The sequence below is a fragment of the Pontibacter litorisediminis genome (genome assembly GCF_029360645.1).
GTDB classification, from domain to species: Bacteria; Bacteroidota; Bacteroidia; order Cytophagales; family Hymenobacteraceae; genus Pontibacter; species Pontibacter litorisediminis.
Genome location: NZ_JARDUA010000001.1, coordinates 452,942 through 473,147, shown reverse-complemented (window position 1 = coordinate 473,147; position 20,206 = coordinate 452,942). Strand labels below are relative to the sequence as shown.

Below are 20,206 nucleotides of genomic sequence, written 5' to 3'. Positions count from 1 at the left end.
TAAAGAGAAATGAGCTATCACGTTAACGAAAAAGGATTTTACGGCAAGTTCGGTGGGGCCTACGTCCCTGAGATGCTGTATCCCAATGTGGAGGAACTGCGGCAGAACTACCTGCGCATCCTGCAGGAACCGAGCTTTCAGGAGGAACTGCAGGCGCTGCTAAAGGACTATGTTGGCCGACCTTCGCCTTTATACCTGGCGCCGCGCCTTTCCGAAAAGTATAACACAAAAGTATACCTTAAGCGTGAGGACCTGAACCATACCGGCGCCCACAAGATCAACAACACCATTGGGCAGGTTTTGCTGGCCAAGCGACTGGGCAAAAAACGCATTATTGCGGAGACCGGGGCCGGGCAGCATGGGGTGGCAACGGCTACCGTTTGCGCCTTAATGGGGCTGGAGTGCATCGTGTACATGGGCGAAGTGGACATTGAACGGCAGGCGCCGAACGTGGCCCGTATGAAGATGCTTGGGGCGCAGGTGGTGGCGGCCACCAGCGGCAGTAAAACTTTAAAAGATGCCACCAACGAGGCTATCCGTGACTGGATTAACAATCCGGAGAACACTTATTACATCATCGGCTCGGTGGTAGGGCCACACCCGTACCCGGATATGGTGGCCCGTTTCCAGGCGGTGATTTCAGAGGAGATCAGGGCGCAGCTGCTGGAGAAGGAAGGTACCGAGTTACCAACGTATGTGGTGGCCTGCGTAGGCGGCGGCAGCAATGCAGCGGGAGCGTTTTACCATTACCTCGATGAGCCGGAGGTGCAGCTGGTGGCCGTGGAGGCAGCCGGTAAAGGTATTCATTCCGGTGAGTCGGCGGCGACATCGGTGCTGGGTAAAGACGGTATCATTCACGGCAGCCGCACCTTGCTCATGCAGACGGAGGATGGGCAAATTACCGAGCCATACTCTATTTCTGCTGGCCTGGACTATCCGGGAGTAGGTCCTTTGCACGCGCATTTGTTCGAGAGCGGCCGTGCCCGCTTTGAGAGTGCCACCGACGAAGATGCCCTGCAGGCGGTATTGGAGCTGACAAGGCTGGAAGGCATTATTCCGGCGCTGGAGAGTGCGCACGCGCTGGCGGTGTTAGAGCGACTGCAGGCCAAGCCGGAGGATATCGTGGTGATCAACCTGTCCGGCCGCGGCGACAAAGACTTATCTACCTACCTAAAGCACTTTCACTTCGATGAAAAATAGAATCAAAAGCCTGTTTGCACAACAGCCGAAAGGGCTACTGTCGGTGTACTTTACGGCGGGCTTTCCCAACCTGAACGACACGGAAACCATTATACTCGAGCTGGAGAAAAATGGCGTGGACCTGATTGAAATCGGTATGCCTTTCTCCGATCCCCTTGCCGATGGGCCAACGATACAGGCCAGCAGCACCGTGGCCCTTAAGAACGGCATGACCATTCCGAAGTTGTTTGAGCAGCTGCAGGACATCCGCCAGAAAACGCAGATTCCGCTGGTGCTGATGGGCTACCTGAACCCGGTGATGCAGTATGGCGTGGAGCGCTTCTGCCAGAAAGCCGCGGAGGTAGGTATAGACGGCATTATTCTGCCGGACCTGCCGCTGCACCAGTATGTAGAGGAGTATAAGGAACTGTTCGAAAAGTTTAACCTGAGCAAAGTATTCCTGGTTACGCCGCAGACGCCGGAGGCCCGCATCCGAGAGATAGACAGCCACAGCAACGGCTTTATTTACATGGTGTCGTCGGCCTCTACCACGGGTAAAACAGTGGGTTTGGCTGAGCAGAGCCAGGCCTACTTCCAGCGCGTGGCCGGCATGCAGCTGCAAAACCCAGGCGTCATCGGCTTCGGCATCCACGACAAAGCTACTTTTGCCGCTGCCTGCAACCACGCCAGCGGAGCTATTATTGGCAGTGCCTTTGTAAAGGCGCTGCAGCGGGAGGGAAGCCTTTCGGAAAATATCAAAACATTCATCCAAAGCATCAAAAACTAACATGATCATACAACTGCAGCAAGGGATACCAGCAGAGCTGAAGGAGAACATTCTGAAGCAGGTGCAGGAAATCGGCTACAAAGCCAACGAAGTAATAACCCAGGAGGCGCACTACCTGGTGGCCATTGGCAAGAAGGAATTCGATATTCGCCAGATTGGCCAGCTGCCGGGCGTAGCGGATATTCACCGGGTATCGGAAGAGTATAAACTCATCTCGCGAAGGTGGCGCGTAAATCCTACTGTCATCGATTTGGGTGACGGGGTGAAGGTAGGCGAAGGTAACTTCAGCATCATGGCCGGCCCGTGCTCTATTGAGAGCGAGGAGCAGATAGAACGGGTGGTGGCGCACCTGGTGGAGAATGAGGTAAAGATCATGCGCGGCGGCGTATTTAAACCGCGCAGCTCGCCTTATGCTTTCCGAGGCCTGGGCATCGATGGCCTGAAAGTTTTTAACCGCATCTGCCGTGAGAACGGCATTAAGATCATTACCGAGGTGATGCAGGTGTCTCAGATAGAGGAGATGATCGATTATGTGGACGTGTTCCAGGTGGGAGCCCGCAACAGCCAGAACTTTAACCTGCTGGATGCGCTGGGCGAAGCACAGAAGCCGGTGCTGCTGAAGCGTGGTATCTCCGGTACATTAGAAGAATTACTGCAGGCGGCAGAATACATCTTCTCCAACGGTAACGAAAAGATCATGCTCTGCGAGCGCGGTATCCGTGGTTACGAAAAAGCCTACCGCAACATCCTGGACCTAAACGCGGTGCCGGTGCTGAAGGAGAAAACCCACCTGCCGGTCATCGTGGACCCGTCGCACGGCATCGGCCTGCGCGACTACGTGGCCAGTATGGCCCTGGCATCCGTTATGGCAGGAGCCGACGGCGTGATCTACGAAACGCACTACACGCCGGAGAAGGCTTTCTCGGACGGACAGCAGACACTGAACTTCCAGGAGTCGGAGCGGCTGATAAAGCGCATGCGCCAGGCGTACGAGTTAAGGGAGAGTTTTTAAATTTTCGTTGGAGGTTGATCGTTACTCGTTGATCGTGTAATATTCCCATGGCGCGAGCGTCCTCGCTCGTAACTAAATATAGCTTGGGCCTCTGGCCCAGACGGATTACAAATCCGACAGGATAGCAAGTCACGGATTGCAAATCCGCGCCAGCAACAGATATTTCCTGTTCTGACAGTAAAGTAAAAGCCTGGTTGCATCACATTTCCTGCCGTTGTTGGTGTTTTCACCAACAACCAAGTTGGTACAACTACTACGCTCTATTAAGAATTTAATCAGGTATTTATAGTTTGAACTGCGTTGGTTTGTTGCAGACAGTTAATGACGATTAGTTGTTGGTGAAAACACCAACAACGGCTAATAAAGGTATATAGGGTTAGCAATTCACTTTTACTACTGACTTTACACCCCTACAGTCCCCTCAAGGGGACATTCTGGACAGTAAAATGTAATAACTACAGAAACAAAAAGCCCGGTACATCACTGCACCGGGCTTTTATACGTTAGTTTACTTCTTTCTTCAGCGTTTCATCCAACCAGTTGAAGAACTCCCGCTGCCACACAATGGCGTTTTGCGGCTGGAGTACCCAGTGGTTTTCTTCCGGCAAGTACAACAGGCGGCTCTTGATGCCTTTGAGTTGTGCCAGTTGGAAAGCCTGCAGGCCTTGCTCGATTCCTACGCGGAAATCCTGCCCGCCCTGCACGATCAGGATCGGGGTATCCCATTTGATAGCAAGTTCGATCGGGTTGTATTCCTTGTAGCTCTGCGGAGATTTGGTATCCCAGTAAGGGCCTTTCAGCTCGTTGTTGGCAAAGAACATCTCTTCGGTAGTGCCATACCAGCTGCGCATGTCAAACAGGCCGTCGTGGGCGATAAACGTTTTGAAGCGGCCCTCGTGCAGACCTGCCAGCATGAAGACAGAATACCCGCCATAGCTGGCACCCACAGCACCCAGTCTGTCTTTGTCTACATAAGACTCTTTGGCCACATCGTCAATGGCGGCCAGGTAGTCGCGGATAGGTTGGCCGCCCCAGTCGCCGCTGATCTGGCGGTTCCATTCCTCACCATGACCCGGCATGCCGCGGCGGTTCGGCGCCACCACGATATAACCCTGTGCCGCCATTAGTTGTAGGTTCCAGCGGTAAGAGTAAAACTGCGTAAGCGCGGATTGCGGACCGCCCTGGCAGTACAGCAGGGTAGGGTACTTCTTGTTCGGGTCGAAATCCGGCGGATACACCACCCACGAGAACAGGTCCTTGCCGTCGGTGGCTTTGGTTACCCGCGGCTCTACTTTGCTCAGTGAAAGCTTAGCATATACTTCGTCATTCACCTTCGTGAGCTGCGTCAGCTTGCCGGATTTTGGCTCCAGGCGGTACAGCTCTGGCGCATGGTTCATATCCGTGCGCGACACGATCAGGTGGTTGCCAGCCTGTCCCACGATGCCGTTCACGTCGAACTGCCCTTTGGTAACCTGCTTTATACTTTTAGCGGCAAACTTGTCAAGGTTTTTCGGAAGTGGAACCTCGAACACGTGGATCGTGCCTTTGGTTGGGGCTACAAGCCAGATTTTGCCGCCGTCGTGGCTCCACTCAAAGGAGTTAATCGTTTCGTCCCAGTCTTTGGTCAGGTTATACTTCTTACCGGTCTTGGTATCAAGTACGATCAGCTCGTTCTGGTCGGCCTCGTTGCCGTCTTCATCCATAGCCAGCCAGGCCAGTTTAGAGCCATCGGCACTGTAAACCGGATGCGTGTCGTAGCCCAAGTTGCCTTCAGTTAGATTGGTCGTCTTGCCGCTGGCGACATCGTAGCGGTAGATGTCGGTGTTGGTGCTCACGGCGTACTCCTTGCCATACTTCTTCTTGCTCACGTAAAGTATGGCCTTGCTGTCCGGTGTCCAGATTATGTCTTCCTGACTACCAAAGGGCATCTGTGGCGTGTCATAAGGCTCGCCTTTCATGATGTCTACCGGGGTGCCTACTTTTCCATCGTTGTAAGGCGCAAAGAAAACATGCTGAAACTTACCGTCTTCCCAGGTGTCCCAGTGGCGGTAGTTCAGGTCGTTGTATACGTACGCATTAGATTTTTGCAGCTCCGGATAAATGTCGGTGCTGTGCACCTCCTTCACTTCTACTTCGCGGGAAAACAACAGGTGTTTTCCGTCGGGGGAGAAGCGCACGTTGCTCAGGCCGCCTTCGATGTTCGTTAACTGCTTTGGCTCGCCTTTGCCACCGGAAAGTTGCCACAGCTGCCCTTTGTGCAGGTACACGATCGTGCCGGTTTTCTTATCGATGTGCACCACGCTTTCGCCGCCTTTGGTAGACGTCAGCTGCGTGGGCTGCCCACCGGAAACTGGAATGGAGTAGAGGTTGCGTTCGCTGCTGTTCTCGTCCATATTGACATAGCTCACGCCATAGATCACGGATTTTCCGTCGGGAGTTATCGTTTCTGCAGAAACCCGGCCCAGTTTCCAGAGCAGTTCGGGTGTCATGCGCTGTTGTGCCTGCGCAAAGCTAACGGCAAACACTCCAGCCAGTAATAGTGTCTTTTTCATACTTCAAAAATAAACCAAAAGGCGGTATTCTGATGTATAAGGCAGCCTGAAATATGCAATTATTGCCCATTTTTGGCTATCCTCTTAGTATGTACCACCTGCTATCCCTTGCGCGTCCGCTTTTGGATTGCCTTCTGTACTGATTTCGGGAGGTGCTGCTTTCGTTTTGCCGTTTCTTTAGCTGAAATAACCAACACCTGACCACTACCGAGCCAGGCTTTTCTTTTACCGGGCCTGATTTTACCGTACAAGGAATCGTGAGCCAGGCAGGCGAGTTTTCGCTGGCAGGTTATACGTTGCCTCCGGCAGGTACTTGTCCTACAGTGGCTTGGTGTGAGAAATATATAAATCGATTTTTATTTGATAGGATGAACCCACTTACCACGGCAGTCAACCTCAGGGATCTGCAGCATAAGCACCCTCACGACATAGCAGAGATCATTTCAGACCTGAACGCGAAGGAGCGTATCCTGGCGTTCCTGCTGCTGCCCGGCGAAGTAAAGGCGGAAGTGTTCACCTATTTCAGCCATCCTGTGCAGGAGGAGATCCTCAAAGAACTTGGCTCCCGCGAAACAGCGGCCATGCTGGAGACCATGGCCCCCGACGACCGTACACAGCTTTTCGAGAATTTCCCGGACCTGCTCATCAAAGAGTCCATCAATTTCCTCTCGCCGGAAGAGAAAAGCATTGCTCTGAACCTGTTGGGCTACCCGGAAAAGAGCATCGCCCGCCTCATGACCCCTTATTACATACAGGCCAAAAAAGGCTGGACCGTTCGGCAGGCGCTCAACAACATCAAAAAGTATGGCAAAAAAGCCGAGACACTGAACCACATCTACGTGGTGGACAAGGAAAACAAACTGATCGACGACATCCGCATCGGGAAGTTGCTCATGGCCGAAGAGGAACAGACAATCGAGTCGCTGATGGACTACGAGGTGGTGAGCCTGGTCACGACCATGACGCGGGAAGAAGCCATAGAGCTGTTTAACAGGTACGACCGCGCTGTGATGCCGGTGGTCACAGAGAGCGGCGTGCTGGTTGGCATCGTAACTTTCGACGACATCTTTGACGAGATTGAGCGCCGGGATACCGAAGACATCCAAAAGCTGGGTGGTTTGGAGGCCCTGGAGTTATCCTACACCGATACGCCGCTGACAACCTTGGTGCGCAAGCGGGCCAGCGTGTTGCTCATCCTTTTCCTGGGCGAGATGCTGACGGCCTCGGCGATGGGCTTCTTTGAGGAGGAAATTGCCCAAGCCGTGGTGCTGGCGCTCTTTATCCCGCTCATTATCTCCAGTGGCGGTAACTCCGGTTCCCAGGCAGCCACCCTTATTGTGCGGGCTATGGCCATCAAAGAGCTGGGGATAAAAGACTGGTGGTATGTGCTGCGGAAAGAGATCCTGTCGGGGCTGTTGCTGGGCTTTATACTTGGTGCAGTTGGTTTTCTGCGGATTATACTTTGGCAGCAGGCAGGCTTCTACGACTATGGCGAATATGCCTGGCTGATCGGGCTGACCGTGGGCCTTTCCTTGATAGGTATCGTGTTGTGGGGAACGCTGACAGGCTCCATGATTCCTTTTTTGCTGCAGAAGCTGGGTCTGGACCCGGCCACTTCGTCGGCGCCCTTTGTGGCCACGCTGGTGGACGTAACCGGGCTGATCATCTATTTCTCTATTGCAGCCAGTATCCTCAGCGGTACTTTATTGTAGGAGGTTTGGGGATTGGGATGAAAAACTTAAGGTTTAGCTGTATTTTATACTTTGCGCGCCGTATATTTGTCACCATGAAAGGCACCATGGCTCATATGCACCATCATCATGCACGAAGCAACAGTTTCGGAGCCGCTAGCCTATGGATTTGCTAAACGTATTTCAATCAATACATCCAAAAGCCTGACTCCGACCAGAGTCAGGCTTTTTTGTTTCTGATCAGGATTTGAAGGATTACTGGATGGACAAGATTTATACTTTCAGAAGCTACAGTGGCGCGGATTTACTTTTGTGGCGGAGTATAAAAGTGTGGCTGTGATTCGCTTCTACAGCAAGGCAAGAACTGATTTTCGCGCCAACGTTTTTAACTTTTAACTCTTAACTCATAACTAACTAAATGAACCTAGTTATAGTGGATTACAAGGCGGGCAATGTGCAGTCGGTGCAGTTTGCGCTGGAGCGGCTAGGCGTGCAGGCAACCTTGAGCTCGGATGCCGAAACCATCAAGGCTGCGGATAAAGTGATTTTCCCGGGGGTAGGGCAGGCGGCTTCGGCCATGGCGCAGCTCCGGGCCCGCAACCTCGACAAGCTTTTACCCACGCTGGAGCAGCCGTTCTTTGGTGTTTGCCTGGGCATGCAGCTGCTCTGCCAGCACTCCGAAGAAGGTGATACCGACCTGCTTAACATCATTCCGCTGCCCGTAAAGCACTTCGAAACCGACCTGAAAGTGCCGCACATGGGCTGGAACCAGCTGGAACAACTTGAGTCTCCGCTTTTTGATGGATTGCAGGAGAAAGAGTTCGTGTATTATGTGCACAGCTATTACGTGCCGGTAAGTACCTATACCATCGCCCAAACCTCTTACCCGGAGCCTTTTTCGGCTGCCTTGCAGTATAAAAACTTCTACGCCGCGCAGTTTCACCCCGAGAAAAGCGGGTCTGCCGGTTCACAGATCCTTAAAAACTTCCTTGCCTTATGATGGAGATCATCCCTGCGATAGACATAATCGGTGGCCAATGCGTGCGCCTGACCGAAGGAGATTTCGCGCAGCAGACCACCTACGACAGCAACCCACTGGAGGTAGCCAAACGCTTTGAAGCCAACGGCATCAAGCGCCTGCACCTGGTAGATCTGGACGGTGCGCGAGCCAAGAAACCGGTTAACCTGGCGGTGCTGGAAACTATAGCGGCCAGTACGAACCTTACAATAGACTTTGGCGGCGGCTTACAGTCGGATGAGGCGGTGAGGCAGGCGTTCGACGCCGGTGCCGCACAAATCACAGCCGGAAGTATCGCCGTGCGCGAACCGGAGACCGTGAAAAGCTGGCTTTTAAAGTATGGCGCCGAGAAGATCATCATTGGGGCAGATTTTAAAGGCACCAACATCGCCATCTCGGCCTGGACTGAAGAGAGCAAATACCCGCTGCAAGACTTTATTTCCGGCTACGTACAGACAGGGGCGAAGCTGTTTATCTGTACCGACGTGAGCAAAGACGGCAAACTGCAGGGACCGTCCACGAACACATACCGCCACCTGAAGCTCACCTTACCGGAGGCCGGCATTATTGCCAGCGGGGGCGTTACTACTGTAGAGGACCTGGAGCAGCTGCAGGAGATCGGCGTAAAGGGCGCCATTATTGGTAAAGCCATTTACGAAGGCACCATTCAATTAATAGATTTAGTGCGATTCTTATGTTAACCAAGCGAATTATACCTTGCCTCGATATCAAGAGCGGCCGCTGCGTGAAAGGGGTGCAGTTCGAGAACATCCGCGACGCCGGAGATCCGGTGGAGCTGGCAAAGTGGTATGCCGAGCAGGGAGCCGACGAGCTCGTGTTCCTGGACATCACCGCTACCAACGAAGGCCGTAAAACCTTTGCCGAACTGGTGCGCGACATTGCCCGCCACATCGATATTCCATTTACTGTGGGAGGCGGTATCAGTTCGGTAGCAGACGTGGAAGTGCTACTGCAGAACGGGGCCGATAAGGTATCTGTAAACTCCTCTGCCATTAAAAGCCCTCAGCTGGTAGAAGAGCTAGCCAGGCACTTTGGCAGCCAGTGCGTGACCGTGGCCATCGACACCAAGTATACCGAAGCCACTGGCTGGAAAGTGTACACCCGCGCCGGCACCATAGAAACCGAACACAAAACAGTGGATTGGGCAAAGCAGGTGGTGGAGTTTGGTGCCGGCGAGATCCTGCTGACAAGTATGAATAACGACGGCACTAAGGCAGGCTTCGCGCTGGATATTACCGGAGAAGTCGCCAAAGCCGTTTCTGTGCCCGTGATTGCCTCAGGCGGGGCCGGAAGGATGGAGCATTTTGCTGACGCTTTCCTGGAAGCCGATGCGGATGCCGCCCTGGCTGCCAGTCTGTTCCACTTCCGTGAGTTGTTTATTCCGGACCTGAAGCAGTACCTGAAAGAGCAGGGCGTAGCGGTGCGGATTTAATTCTGAACCAGGATTTTCAGGATTAATAACAATTAACCGGATGTATACTTCACCCGTAGTGGCGCAGAAGTTTCTTCTGTTACAAAGTATAAAAGCGAATTTACGATTCGCGTCTATAGTATGGGCCAGAGTTTTGAAACTCTTCACTCATAACTTTTAACTCTAAACTTTCACGAAGTGAACTTAGATTTCGATAAAGCCGGCGGCCTGGTGCCCGCCGTGATACAGGATAACTTAACTGGCCAGGTGCTGATGCTGGGCTATATGAACCAGGAGGCGCTGGAGAAAACCAGGCAGCAGGGGCTGGTTACTTTCTTCTCCCGCTCCAAAAACCGCCTCTGGACCAAAGGCGAAACTTCCGGAAATACCTTGCAGGTGGTGAGCATTGCCCAGGACTGCGACGCAGATTCGCTGCTCATCAAAGTAACACCAAACGGGCCCACCTGCCACACCGGCAGCACTAGTTGCTTTGGAGAGGAAGAAACAGCTAACAGAGCCAAAGCCATTCAGTTTATCGCGCAGCTAGAGCAGGTGATTCAGGAACGCAAAGCCAATCCCGCGGAAGGTTCTTACACTAATTTCCTTTTTGAGAGAGGCGTGAACAAGATTGCCCAGAAGGTAGGGGAGGAAGCCGTAGAAACGGTGATCGATGCGGTGGCCGGCAAGCTGGATACCATGAAAGGCGAAGCGGCTGATTTGTTGTACCACTTGCTCGTGCTGCTTGCTGCCACTGGGCTGGAGCTAAAGGATGTGGTGGCAGTACTACAGGAGCGCCATCAGAAAAAGTAACAGGAGGTAATACTCGAAACCACCCGGAAGTAAAGTATACTTATCTCCTGGTGGTACCGAGCTATCGGGCTTCCACGAAGCTGCGGATTGCGTCGGCCACTTCACCGCCGCGCTCTTCCTGCACAAAATGGCCGGCTTCATACGTTATAGTTTTCGCCTCCGGAAATTCCTGCTGCCAACGTTCCAGGAAGTGCACTGGCAACAGCTTGTCTTTTTCGCCCCACAAAAACAGCTTGTTTATACTTCGTAGTTTTTCGCGCTGCTCCCATAGCGCATTAAAGTATGGGGTGGAAGTATGCAATGCTTTGGCAAAAGCCCAAGTACCCAGCCGCCGGGAGGGGGAGGAAAGTGGCTTTTGGTAGTGCTGTTTGATGTCTTTTGTCAGGTGCTGCCGGTTGTGGTAGCCCTGGGGCAGCAGCACGTTGGCCGAAAAGCCCAGCTGCAAGTATAAAAAACGGCCAATGCCACCCGCCATAAACCGGCTGATCTTCATAATTTTGGATTCTCCCTCCAGGCTCCACATCCAGGTGTTCAGGATTACCAGGTTCTTCACGTTCTCCGGGTACCGCAGCGCATAGCGCAGGCCTATTGGCCCTCCAAAATCATGCACCACCAACGTAATGTTCTTTAGCTGCAAGTGCTGGATGAGTTGCTCCAGGTTATCTGCGTGTGCCTCTGGGGTGTAGGCAAAGTCGGTTGGCTTCTCTGACATGCCAAACCCTACATGGTCCGGCGCAATGCAACGGTAGTTCCGGCTGAGGGCTTTTATCTGCTGGCGCCACACAAAAGACCAGGTGGGGGTGCCATGCACAAAAACAATGGCTTCACCTTCGCCCTCATCTACATAGTGCATCAAGCCTGCCTGCCCCGCAAAGGTATGGTGGCGGAATGGGTAGAGCAGTCGGTCGAGCCATTTGGGAGAGTTCATCGCTTCCATATGCCTTTTAGTTAATGTCCTGTTGTACGCAGCTTGTAAATATGTCGAATAAAGTGCTGATGTTCTAAAAGTTGGGCTGATTCGGTGAAGCAAAGCCCGTCATTTTACAGCGATTGTGCCAAATCTGCGTATGGAAGGCTAAACCGCACTTCTACATGCATGCGAACAATAACAAAAAATCTGCTAAAACTATTAAGTGGCTTAAAGCAGGTGCCTGGGTATTGGGCCTTGCGCTTCTGCTCTTCATAAGCCTGTTCTTTTTCACGGTGTGGCTGGAGAATAAGGTAGAGCGAATGGTATCAGAGCAGTCGAAAGGCATTTACAAGCTCCAGTTATACGGCCTGACAACCTCCCCGTTCATAGGTAGCCTGTCGGTAGACAGCCTGCGCCTGCAGCCTGATTATAAGAAATGGAAGCAACTGATGCAGCAAGGGCAGGAGGTGCCGCGCACACTCCTCGACCTGCATGCCGGTGCTATCCATTTGCGAAACCTAAGCTATGCGAAAGCACTGTTCAAGCAGCAGGTGCAGCTGGAGGAGATGGAGGTGCTTGAGCCCAAACTGCTGCTGTCGAATATGCGCGCTGATACTACCGAAACACACAAGCCACTGCATGAAACAGCTAAAGGCTTTATACAAGGCCTGGGGATAGGTAAAATTGATGTGCGCCAGGCAAGCTTGTATTACCGAGACGGGCCTAAGGGGGATACCTTGCTTTCGGTGCGCCGGTTTCGGTTAGCCGTGGATGACTTTCAGCTAGACAGCGCCTCCTATAATGCAAAGGATAGGGCTTATTACGCCCATAACTATACATTAGAGGCTAAAGATGCAGCTTATCTCCTGCCTCAGGAATACTATCGCTTTAGCTCGGACTCACTCTACACCAGCACGAAGAAAGGGGAGGTGCTGGTGCAACAGATAAAGCTGCAACCCATCCTGAGCCCGGCAGAATTAGCCAGAGCGAAGGGAGAAGCGGTGACCCACCAGGAGGTGGAGGTTGAGCAGTTAACCTTAAGGAACGTAGCTTTTGGGGAGCACTCTCGTACGAACAAGCTGCATGTGGGGCATGTGCTGCTGCAGACGCCTGCCCTCAATGCTTTCAAAGACAAGCAGAACTTCCAAGACAAGAGCAACAAAGAGCTGCCGCACCAGCTGGTGCAGCGCATCAAAACCCCTTTTCTTATTGATTCGGTGGAGCTGAAGAATGGCTATATCCGATACGCCGAGCTTGTACCGAAGGCGCAGGAGCGGGGGCATATTACGTTTCATCAACTCAATGCTATCATCACGAACGTCTCTAACATACCTGAGCAGATTTCTGTTGACAAGCCTGCCGTGGTACAGGCCAGTAGTATGGTCATGGACCGGGCCAAACTGCAGGTAACAATCCGCCTGCCGCTGCTGCATGAGAACTGTTACCACTCAATAGAGGGGGAGATTGGCCCCGCCAACCTGCAAATGCTGAATCCTATTCTGATACCAACCGCTTTTGTAGAACTGGAAAGTGGGGAGGTGCGCAGCGGCCGGTTTAGGGCAGAGTTGAACGAGACCCGTGCCAGTGGTGAGATGACTTTGCTGTACAACAACCTGAAGGTAGAGCTTCTTAGCAAAGGAACGGGCGGAGAGCAGAGCTTTGGAAAGGAGGTGCTTTCTGTGCTGGCAAACAAAATAGCCATAAAAGAGAGCAACCCCGGTGAAGGGGAAAAACCGCGCACCGGAGAGATTACTGTTACCCGCGATCCAAAAAAATCGGTGTTCAACTACTGGAAAGAATGCCTGAGCAGTGGCTTCTTGTCGAGTATGGGCTTGAACGGAATGGCCGAAAAGTAGCTTTGAAGAAAGCGCGCTAATCTACTACGTAGCGCGGTATGTTCAGGGGGAGGCGCGTAAGCAGCTCGTAATTAAGTTGCGTGCTGAGCTCCGCAAATGAGGCGACCGTTATATTTTCGTCGCCCTGTTTGCCGAGCAGCACTACTTCGTCTCCTTTCTGCACCTCCGGTAGGTTGGTCACGTCCACCATCATCACATTCATGTTCACGGTACCCACCACAGCGGCCCGGCGACCCTTTATGAGCACCTGCCCCTGGTTGCTAAGGGTGCGGCTGTAGCCCCAGGCATACCCCACCGGCACTATGGCCAGCAACATATCGCGCGGCGCCTGAAAGGAGTTTCCATACCCGATGTACTCGCCCTCTGGTACACTTTTCAGGCTCATGATCCGGCTTTTCCAGTTGATGAGGCGGCGCAGTGGGTCTCTTTTCTCTTGTTGCTGCCCCATATACTGGCTGTACGTCTCGGGGCTGGGCCAGAAGCCATACTGCATAATACCTACGCGCACCATGTCCAGGTGCGTTTCCGGGTAAGAGACCAGGGCGGCAGAACAGGCCGTGTGTAGCTGCCTGGGCTGGTGACCCGCCTTTTGCAGCCGCTCTACCTGTTGCCTGTAAAGATGCAGCTGCTCTTGAACCCGGCCATGGTTTTGCATACTTTCCGCACCGGCAAAATGTGTACAGATGCCTTGCAACTCAACTTCGTTCCGGCTGCTCTCCAAAAGTACTTCAGCCTGTTCCAGCGCGGCCTTATCAAACCCGGTGCGGTTCATCCCGGTTTCCAGCTCCAAGTGCACCCGGGCCCGCTTCCCTAGCCTTTTGGCAACTGCCGCTGCTTCTATCAGCCTGTCCAGCTCAAATATAAAGAACTCCAACTCGTTCTGGATTGCCCATTCCAGTTCAGGGTTGTCCAGGTAGCCCATCACCATTACCGTGGCTGGTTGTGTCAGCGCCTGCAGCAGGCGCTCGGCCTCATCAGCACTGAAAACCGAGAAATGGGTCACGCCACACTGCTGCGCCAAGGGCACAAACTGCTCAATGCCATGGCCGTAGGCATTCCCTTTCACCACCGAAGAAAGTTGCACATCCGGCCCGATAATGCCTCGCAGAAAAGCAATGTTATTCTGAAGTGCTGATTTACTTATCTCAATGTAGGAGCTGTGTAGCATAATGGTTAGGGGTGAAGTAGCTGCTTGGCGATTTGGTAAAATAGCGCGGAGCCGGTTGGAATAAGCTCGTCGGGGAAATTATAGTTGGCATGGTGCAACTGCGGCTGCGCAGTGCCCGAACCAAGCCCAAAGAGCGCGCCTTTATACTTTGAGGTAAAGTGCCCAAAGTCCTCAGACCATCTGAAAGGCTGTACGGCCTCCTGTACCTCAAGTTCGAGTGCCACTGCCGCATTTCTCACCAGCTGTACGGCCTCCGCTTGGTTTACGGTGGCCGGAAACTCTTCTACAAAATGGATTTTATACGTGAGGCCATACTTCTGCGAGATTTGCTGCACCTGCTGCTCGGTAAGGGTCTTCAGCTTTTGAAGGTCGGAGGAAAGGTAGGAGCGGAGTGTGGCCATTACGGTGCCATAGCCAGGATTTGTTCCAAACGCCACCTCCCCGAGGCGGGCGTGTATGACTGTCAGCAAGGTCAGGTCCTCAAAGAGCTCCTCCTGGCGGATAAGCCGGTGGAAGGCAAGTATGATCTCGGCCATTGCCTCTCCCGGGTTCAACCCGTTTTCAGGTTCTGCGGCGTGAGAAGGGTGCCCCTGCAGCTCAACGATCATACCGGTGGAGGCGGAGGCGAACACCTGTTCCCGTACCACCACCTGGTGCAGCGGTATTCCTGGCAGGTTGTGCAGTGCAAAAACATAGTCGGGCTGCAGTGCCAGCAGGCGCGCGTCCTGCAGCATCTCCCAAGCACCTGCGCCTGTTTCTTCTGCCGGCTGAAACAGCAAGACAGCGCGCCCCCTGGCAGGCTTATACTTGTGCAGCAGGCTGGCCAATCCCATCAAAATAGCCATATGCCCATCATGCCCGCAAAGGTGTGCTACTCCCGCTTTGGACGAAGTATAAGCGAGCCCCGGGTTCTGCTCCTCGATGGGCAGGGCGTCTAACTCCGACCTGAAAAGCAGGGTGGGGCCTTCGGCAGGGCGATCGCTCTCAAAAATGGCCACTACACCCGTACCGCCCACGTTTGTCAGTACAGTGTCTGGTTTGTACTGCTGCAGCTGCGCCGCGATTCGCGCTGCCGTAGCAGTTTCGGCCCCGGAAAGCTCGGGGTGCTGGTGAAGCGCCTGCCGTAGTTCAATCAGTTGATGGAGATCAGGAATAGTTGGGTGCGTCATGTGTGGCTGCCTTTTTTATAAGGTTAAGATACGAAATCCCTGGCAGAGGTTTACGTCTGACCGGCCCCGCATGCATGGAGCATAAAGCTCCTGCGGCTCACAGTGCACGAGGCCTGTGTAACTACGCCAAAGTTTATACTTCTGCTAACTCAGCGCTCAGCTGGCCTATTACCTGCTCCATTACCTGTACCAGCGTTTTGATATCTTTTTCAACGGCAGGTAGGTTCTGCTTTTCCTTGGCTTGGCTTTCGATCCGCCGTACCACGTCTTTCGCCTTTTCAATACGCATGGTGTCAATGGTAGACTTAAGCTTATGGGCGGCGGCACTCACTCCATCCCAATCGGCTTGAGCATGCTTTTGCTGCATATCGGCCATGGTTACAGGTACGGTATCCAGGAACAAATGCATGGTTTTCCTGATAAAGGCTTTATTCCCACGGGAGATTTTCTCCAGCATGGCCAGGTCGTACAGCGGTTTTTCTTCTGCGCTTTGCTCCACGGTTGGGTGCGGCTGCTCTTCTCTCTGGGGCTGCCTGTGCGGCAGGAGCGCCTCTATCTTCTTGAACAGCTTGTCTTCCTCAAAAGGCTTTGAAATATAGTCGTTCATGCCAGCGGCCAGGTACTTCTCAGCATCCCCCTTCAGGGCGTTGGCTGTCATCGCCATTATCGGTACTCCGGCTTTGGCCGTATCTGTAAGGCTGCGTATGTCTTGTGTCGCGTCGATACCGCTCAGTTCAGGCATCTGAATATCCATTAGCACTACATCATATTGGTTTTGCTCCGCCAGCTTTACTGCCTCACGACCATTATAAGCTACATCTACCTGGGCTCCCCATCCCTCCAGGATTGATTGCGCCAGGAACACGTTCACCTCATTATCTTCTGCCAGAAGTACTTTTATGTCTCTCAGGCTACTGTAGTCAATTACTTCGTCCTGGGCCACTGGTAACTCTTCCGCAGATTTTGGGTAAGTCAGTGAGAATTTGAAAGCGCTGCCTTCGCCTTCTTTACTTTCTACCCATATGCGCCCGTTTTGCATCTCAATAAGCGTTTGAGAAATGCTAAGGCCCAGGCCGGTACCGCCATACTTGCGCGTGGTACTGGAGTAGGCTTGGCTGAAGCCCTCAAATATGTACCCCATCTTAGAAGGAGGGATGCCGATGCCTGTATCTGCCACACTAAATTCCAGGCTAATACTGTCGTCGTCCTCATTCAGTACCTCGTAGCTCAAGGTCACACTGCCTTCGTCGGTAAATTTAATGGCGTTACTCAGCAGGTTCAGCAGTACCTGGTTAAGCCGGTAAGGATCGCCCACTACCACTGGGTACATCGTGTGTGGCTTTACAGAGGTATAGGTAAGTCCTTTTTCCTCGGCTTTGTAGATAAACGTCTGGAAAGCCAACTGTACTGCTTCGCTTAAGTTAAAGGGTATCTCCTCCAACTCCAGCTTGCCGGCATCAATCTTGGCAATATCCAGAATGTCGTTTATAATCACCAGCAGGTTCTCGGCTGACTGTTTGATAATGTTGAGGTAATTCTGCTGCGTGTCAGTCAACTCGGTTTTGTGCAGGAGCCCGGCCATCCCCAGGATACCATTCATCGGGGTACGGATCTCATGGCTCATATTGGCCATGAAGTTCTCCTTCACCCGCGCCGACTCCTCAGCGGCCTCCTTGGCCTTAGTCAGTTCCTGCTCCGTCCTCAGGCGATCCGTTATATCTTGCGCGATGGCAATGATATAGGGTGCCATGTTTGGCTCCTCTACTTTGTAGTTCTTGTAATACAAATGGCGAATTTCCTTTTCCTTGTTAAGGATAGTCAAAACACCATCTATTAGATTAGCTGTGCTGAACTTCTGAAGGTACAGAAGGAAGTTTTCTTTGGCGCCTTCGGGGAAAAACTCAACTAGGCTATGCCCGATCATCTCCTCAGAGGTATAGCCCAGCGTGTTTAGCAGGTACGGGTTCACAGACTGTATAGTGCCGTCCAAATCGTGCGTGCAGATGTAGGCCGGGCTGTAGTTTATCAGGTCGCGGTACTTTTTTTCGCTGCTTTTCAGAGCCCCCTCAGATTTGCGCCGCTGGGTAATGTCGCGGGCCGCAGACTGCAGCTTCACAGGCTCCCCGTGCTCGTTCAGAATCGGTCGAATGTTTGTTTCTGCCCATAGCTCGGTGCCGTCGCGGCGAATAAAGCGGTGCTGCAGCGTAATGTTCAGCTTCAGCTTGAGCACCTCGTACTGTACCTGCTCTTGCAGATATTCAAAGTCAGCGGGGTGTACCACCTCATGCAGCTGTTTTTGCAGCAGTTCATCCTGCTTGAAGCCCAGAACTTCCTCTACAGCCTTGGACACATAGATATAGCTGCCATCCAGGTTGTGCAGGCTTACCATGTCTTTGGAGTTTTCGGAGAGCAGCCGGTGCAACTCCTCGCTGGCTTTCAGGCGCTTGTTGGCCAGGCGCTGCTCCGTCACATTGGTGGAAACGCCCAGCACGTTCACTTTTCCGTCGCTGGTAATGAGGGGCTTCTTTACAGTGTTAAACCACTGTACTTCCCCGGCCTGATCGGTAAAGCGCTCCTGCACCCGCACCTCGCGCTGCTCCTGCATAACCTGCTGGTCTACATCCCTGTAAAAGGCTGCTTCTTCCTTTTGGTGATGGATATCATCGTTGTGTTGGCCGAGCACCTCCTCTAAAGACTTACCGAAAAGGTTTGCGAACCCTTGGTTAGCCAACACCATTTTACCCTCTGCATCCTTAACATAGATCAGGCTGGGGCTGGCATCAAGTACCTGGCGAATAAATTCGTTTTTCTCCCGTACCTCCTGCGCGGCTCTTTTCTCCTCTGTAACGTCCCGTACGATGGTTAATACTTCATTGTCGCTGTACTTTAAGATGCTGTCCTCAAAGTGGCGTATGCCCACAGGAAGCTCCAAGTCATAGTCTACTTTTTCACTTACGCCAGAGCTTAAAACCTTGCCTATCTTCTCCATTAGCTTAGAGGCAAGATCCGTGGGCAGCAGGCTGTAGATATTGCTGCCTATCACCTGTTCTTTAGGGACTATCAGGGTGTTCTGCTGCTCATTCTGCATGTCAAGGTAATTGCCATGCTGGTCGATGATGAACATGAGATAAGGGATTGCAGCCAGTATTGCACGGTTTTTGGCCTCGCTGGCCACGATTTCCTCCTGCGCGCGGCGCAACTCCGTGATGTTCAACCCATGCCCGATGATTAGTTCTACCTCTCCCTGTTGATTCAGAACAGGGTTCAGCCTCCGGATATGGTAAGAGGCGGTGCCTTGGCGGTCCAGCGTGCACTCTTCAAACTCCACCCGTTCTTTTGTTGCTAATACCATCTGCAGGTGCTGGCTACGTTGCTTCATGCGCTCCTGCGGGATATTGCGCAGGATGCTGTAGTCCTTATTTGTCTTGCCAATTATCCAGCGGCGTACTTCGTTGTCTGTTATGGCTGCGGGGTTCACATACAAGTATTGCAGCTGGTTGTTGTACACCGCTACATCGGAGGGGATATGGTTAAGAATGGCTTCGTAAAAGTTCTTCTGGCGAAGCAGCTCAAAGCTTTGCTGGCGTAGTTGCGTCACATCCTCTGCCGACCCGATGATCAGTTTAACCGCCCCGCTGTCCTTGCGCTTAAATACACTCTCCCGGCAAAAGAGGTTTTTCAACTCCCCGGTCTTGGTTTGCACCGTATACTCTATGTCCAACACTTCGCCGTCACTTGCCTGCTGCATGCGCTGCATGTGCCTCTGAATAGCCTGTTTTTGCTCCGGAACCACCACACGAGAGAAAATCTGGCCCTTCATCTCATCCAGGTCTTGCCCGCTATAGCCTAACACCGCCTGGATCTGCTCATTCATGTAAATGCAGGTGTCTTTCTCTACATCATATATATATACTATGATAGGAATGGTGAGCGCGATGTTACGCAGCAGCTTCTGGCTTTCAGACAGAGCCTCTTCGGCTTTGCGCTGCTCCGTAAAGTCAGTCATGTAGATATTGAAGTAGCCTTTAGTAGGCACAGGGTAGTAGAGCACATGGTAGTACCTGTCCGCTATGCACAAGTCAAAAGCTGCCGACTTGTTGCCTTGCTGCTTCCTGATACGGCTGATGTGCAGGAGTAGCAGCCTTTTTAAGGCGTGAAGCCTGTGCCTCATGAAGCCATACATAAAGTCCTGGGCAGCCAAGTTGGCCAGCAGTACCTCACCGGAGAAACTCAGGCGAAAAACAGGGCTCGGATACTCATCCTGTACCTCCGCCTGCATATTGCTCCAGTCTGAGCCACTTGCAAAGTCTTTGGAAAAAGGGAATGCCCCCTCGTTTGTAGCATCATGTGTTGAGGCAATTCGCCGCTTTACCTGCTCTATTTCTACCAGGCGCTCCTGTGCAAGAGCCTCAGCGGCCTTTCGGGCGCTTCTTTCCTCTTCTAGCTGCCTGAGCAGCTCTTCTTCTCGTGTCATACGCAACCTAATGCCAATGCCGAATGCTTGATAAATCCATCTATACTGTTGTGGGGATGCCTAGCCACTTTAGGCTCAGCGCTACTACCATAAACGCGTTTGCTGTGCATGTTCAGGAGCGGCCCCAGCCTGATGGTAGGCTTTATGA

At 52.7% G+C, this 20,206-nt stretch carries 14 protein-coding genes; 9 read left to right on the top strand and 5 right to left on the bottom strand.

Annotation, left to right across the window (positions count from 1 at the left end):
• The first annotated feature begins 9 nt into the window (after positions 1-9).
• Genes trpB through aroF form a run of 3 tightly spaced genes read left to right on the top strand, consistent with a single transcriptional unit; the run spans position 10 to position 2,978 of the window.
• Entirely contained in the window at positions 10-1,200 is a 1,191-nt protein-coding gene (trpB, locus tag PXG97_RS02090; protein ID WP_276496059.1) for a tryptophan synthase subunit beta, read from the top strand.
• Positions 1,190-1,966: a tryptophan synthase subunit alpha gene (gene trpA / locus PXG97_RS02085; protein WP_276496058.1), complete on the top strand. Its 777-nt coding sequence runs from the start codon at positions 1,190-1,192 to the stop codon at positions 1,964-1,966. Before trpB ends, trpA begins: the two co-directional genes overlap by 11 nt.
• A 1-nt stretch (position 1,967) precedes the next feature.
• Positions 1,968-2,978 (top strand): 3-deoxy-7-phosphoheptulonate synthase, encoded by a 1,011-nt coding sequence (aroF, locus tag PXG97_RS02080; protein ID WP_276496057.1) that lies wholly within the window; start codon positions 1,968-1,970, stop codon positions 2,976-2,978.
• 503 nt (positions 2,979-3,481) lie between these two features.
• On the opposite strand, the gene PXG97_RS02075 is transcribed toward aroF, so the two are convergent.
• On the bottom strand, positions 3,482-5,530 hold the full coding sequence (locus PXG97_RS02075; protein ID WP_276496056.1) for a S9 family peptidase: 2,049 nt from the start codon (positions 5,528-5,530) through the stop codon (positions 3,482-3,484).
• Positions 5,531-5,898: 368 nt separating this feature from the next.
• Here PXG97_RS02075 and mgtE point away from each other — a divergent pair, with 368 nt between their 5' ends.
• The 5 genes from mgtE (at position 5,899) to hisIE (ending at position 10,481) form a co-directional block, all read left to right on the top strand.
• Positions 5,899-7,242 (top strand): magnesium transporter, encoded by a 1,344-nt coding sequence (mgtE, locus tag PXG97_RS02070; RefSeq protein WP_276496055.1) that lies wholly within the window; start codon positions 5,899-5,901, stop codon positions 7,240-7,242.
• Positions 7,243-7,639: 397 nt separating this feature from the next.
• Complete coding sequence (gene hisH, locus PXG97_RS02065) at positions 7,640-8,221, top strand: imidazole glycerol phosphate synthase subunit HisH (protein WP_276496054.1); 582 nt, start codon at positions 7,640-7,642, stop codon at positions 8,219-8,221.
• The gene (gene hisA / locus PXG97_RS02060) at positions 8,218-8,940 is read left to right on the top strand and encodes a 1-(5-phosphoribosyl)-5-[(5-phosphoribosylamino)methylideneamino]imidazole-4-carboxamide isomerase (RefSeq protein WP_276496053.1); all 723 of its coding nucleotides are present in this window, start codon (positions 8,218-8,220) and stop codon (positions 8,938-8,940) included. The genes hisH and hisA overlap by 4 nt, the downstream gene beginning before the upstream one ends.
• Complete coding sequence (hisF, locus tag PXG97_RS02055) at positions 8,934-9,692, top strand: imidazole glycerol phosphate synthase subunit HisF (RefSeq protein WP_276496052.1); 759 nt, start codon at positions 8,934-8,936, stop codon at positions 9,690-9,692. The genes hisA and hisF overlap by 7 nt, the downstream gene beginning before the upstream one ends.
• Positions 9,693-9,869: 177 nt before the next feature.
• Positions 9,870-10,481 carry a bifunctional phosphoribosyl-AMP cyclohydrolase/phosphoribosyl-ATP diphosphatase HisIE gene (gene hisIE / locus PXG97_RS02050; RefSeq protein ID WP_276496051.1) on the top strand — a complete coding sequence of 204 codons (612 nt, stop codon included), beginning with the start codon at positions 9,870-9,872 and terminating at the stop codon, positions 10,479-10,481.
• Between the two features lie 61 nt (positions 10,482-10,542).
• On the opposite strand, the gene PXG97_RS02045 is transcribed toward hisIE, so the two are convergent.
• Positions 10,543-11,418 (bottom strand): alpha/beta fold hydrolase, encoded by an 876-nt coding sequence (locus tag PXG97_RS02045; protein ID WP_276496050.1) that lies wholly within the window; start codon positions 11,416-11,418, stop codon positions 10,543-10,545.
• Positions 11,419-11,573: 155 nt separating this feature from the next.
• Between PXG97_RS02045 and PXG97_RS02040 the strand changes: the two genes are divergently transcribed.
• Positions 11,574-13,247, top strand: a complete 1,674-nt coding sequence (locus PXG97_RS02040; RefSeq protein ID WP_276496049.1) for a hypothetical protein — start codon at positions 11,574-11,576, stop codon at positions 13,245-13,247.
• A 16-nt stretch (positions 13,248-13,263) separates the two neighbouring features.
• On the opposite strand, the gene alr is transcribed toward PXG97_RS02040, so the two are convergent.
• The 3 genes from alr to PXG97_RS02025 form a co-directional block, all read right to left on the bottom strand.
• Complete coding sequence (alr, locus tag PXG97_RS02035) at positions 13,264-14,415, bottom strand: alanine racemase (RefSeq protein WP_276496048.1); 1,152 nt, start codon at positions 14,413-14,415, stop codon at positions 13,264-13,266.
• A gap of 5 nt (positions 14,416-14,420) precedes the next feature.
• The gene (locus PXG97_RS02030; RefSeq protein WP_276496047.1) at positions 14,421-15,584 is read right to left on the bottom strand and encodes an amidohydrolase; all 1,164 of its coding nucleotides are present in this window, start codon (positions 15,582-15,584) and stop codon (positions 14,421-14,423) included.
• A gap of 133 nt (positions 15,585-15,717) precedes the next feature.
• Positions 15,718-20,058: a PAS domain-containing hybrid sensor histidine kinase/response regulator gene (locus PXG97_RS02025; protein WP_276496046.1), complete on the bottom strand. Its 4,341-nt coding sequence runs from the start codon at positions 20,056-20,058 to the stop codon at positions 15,718-15,720.
• Positions 20,059-20,206 lie beyond the last annotated feature (148 nt).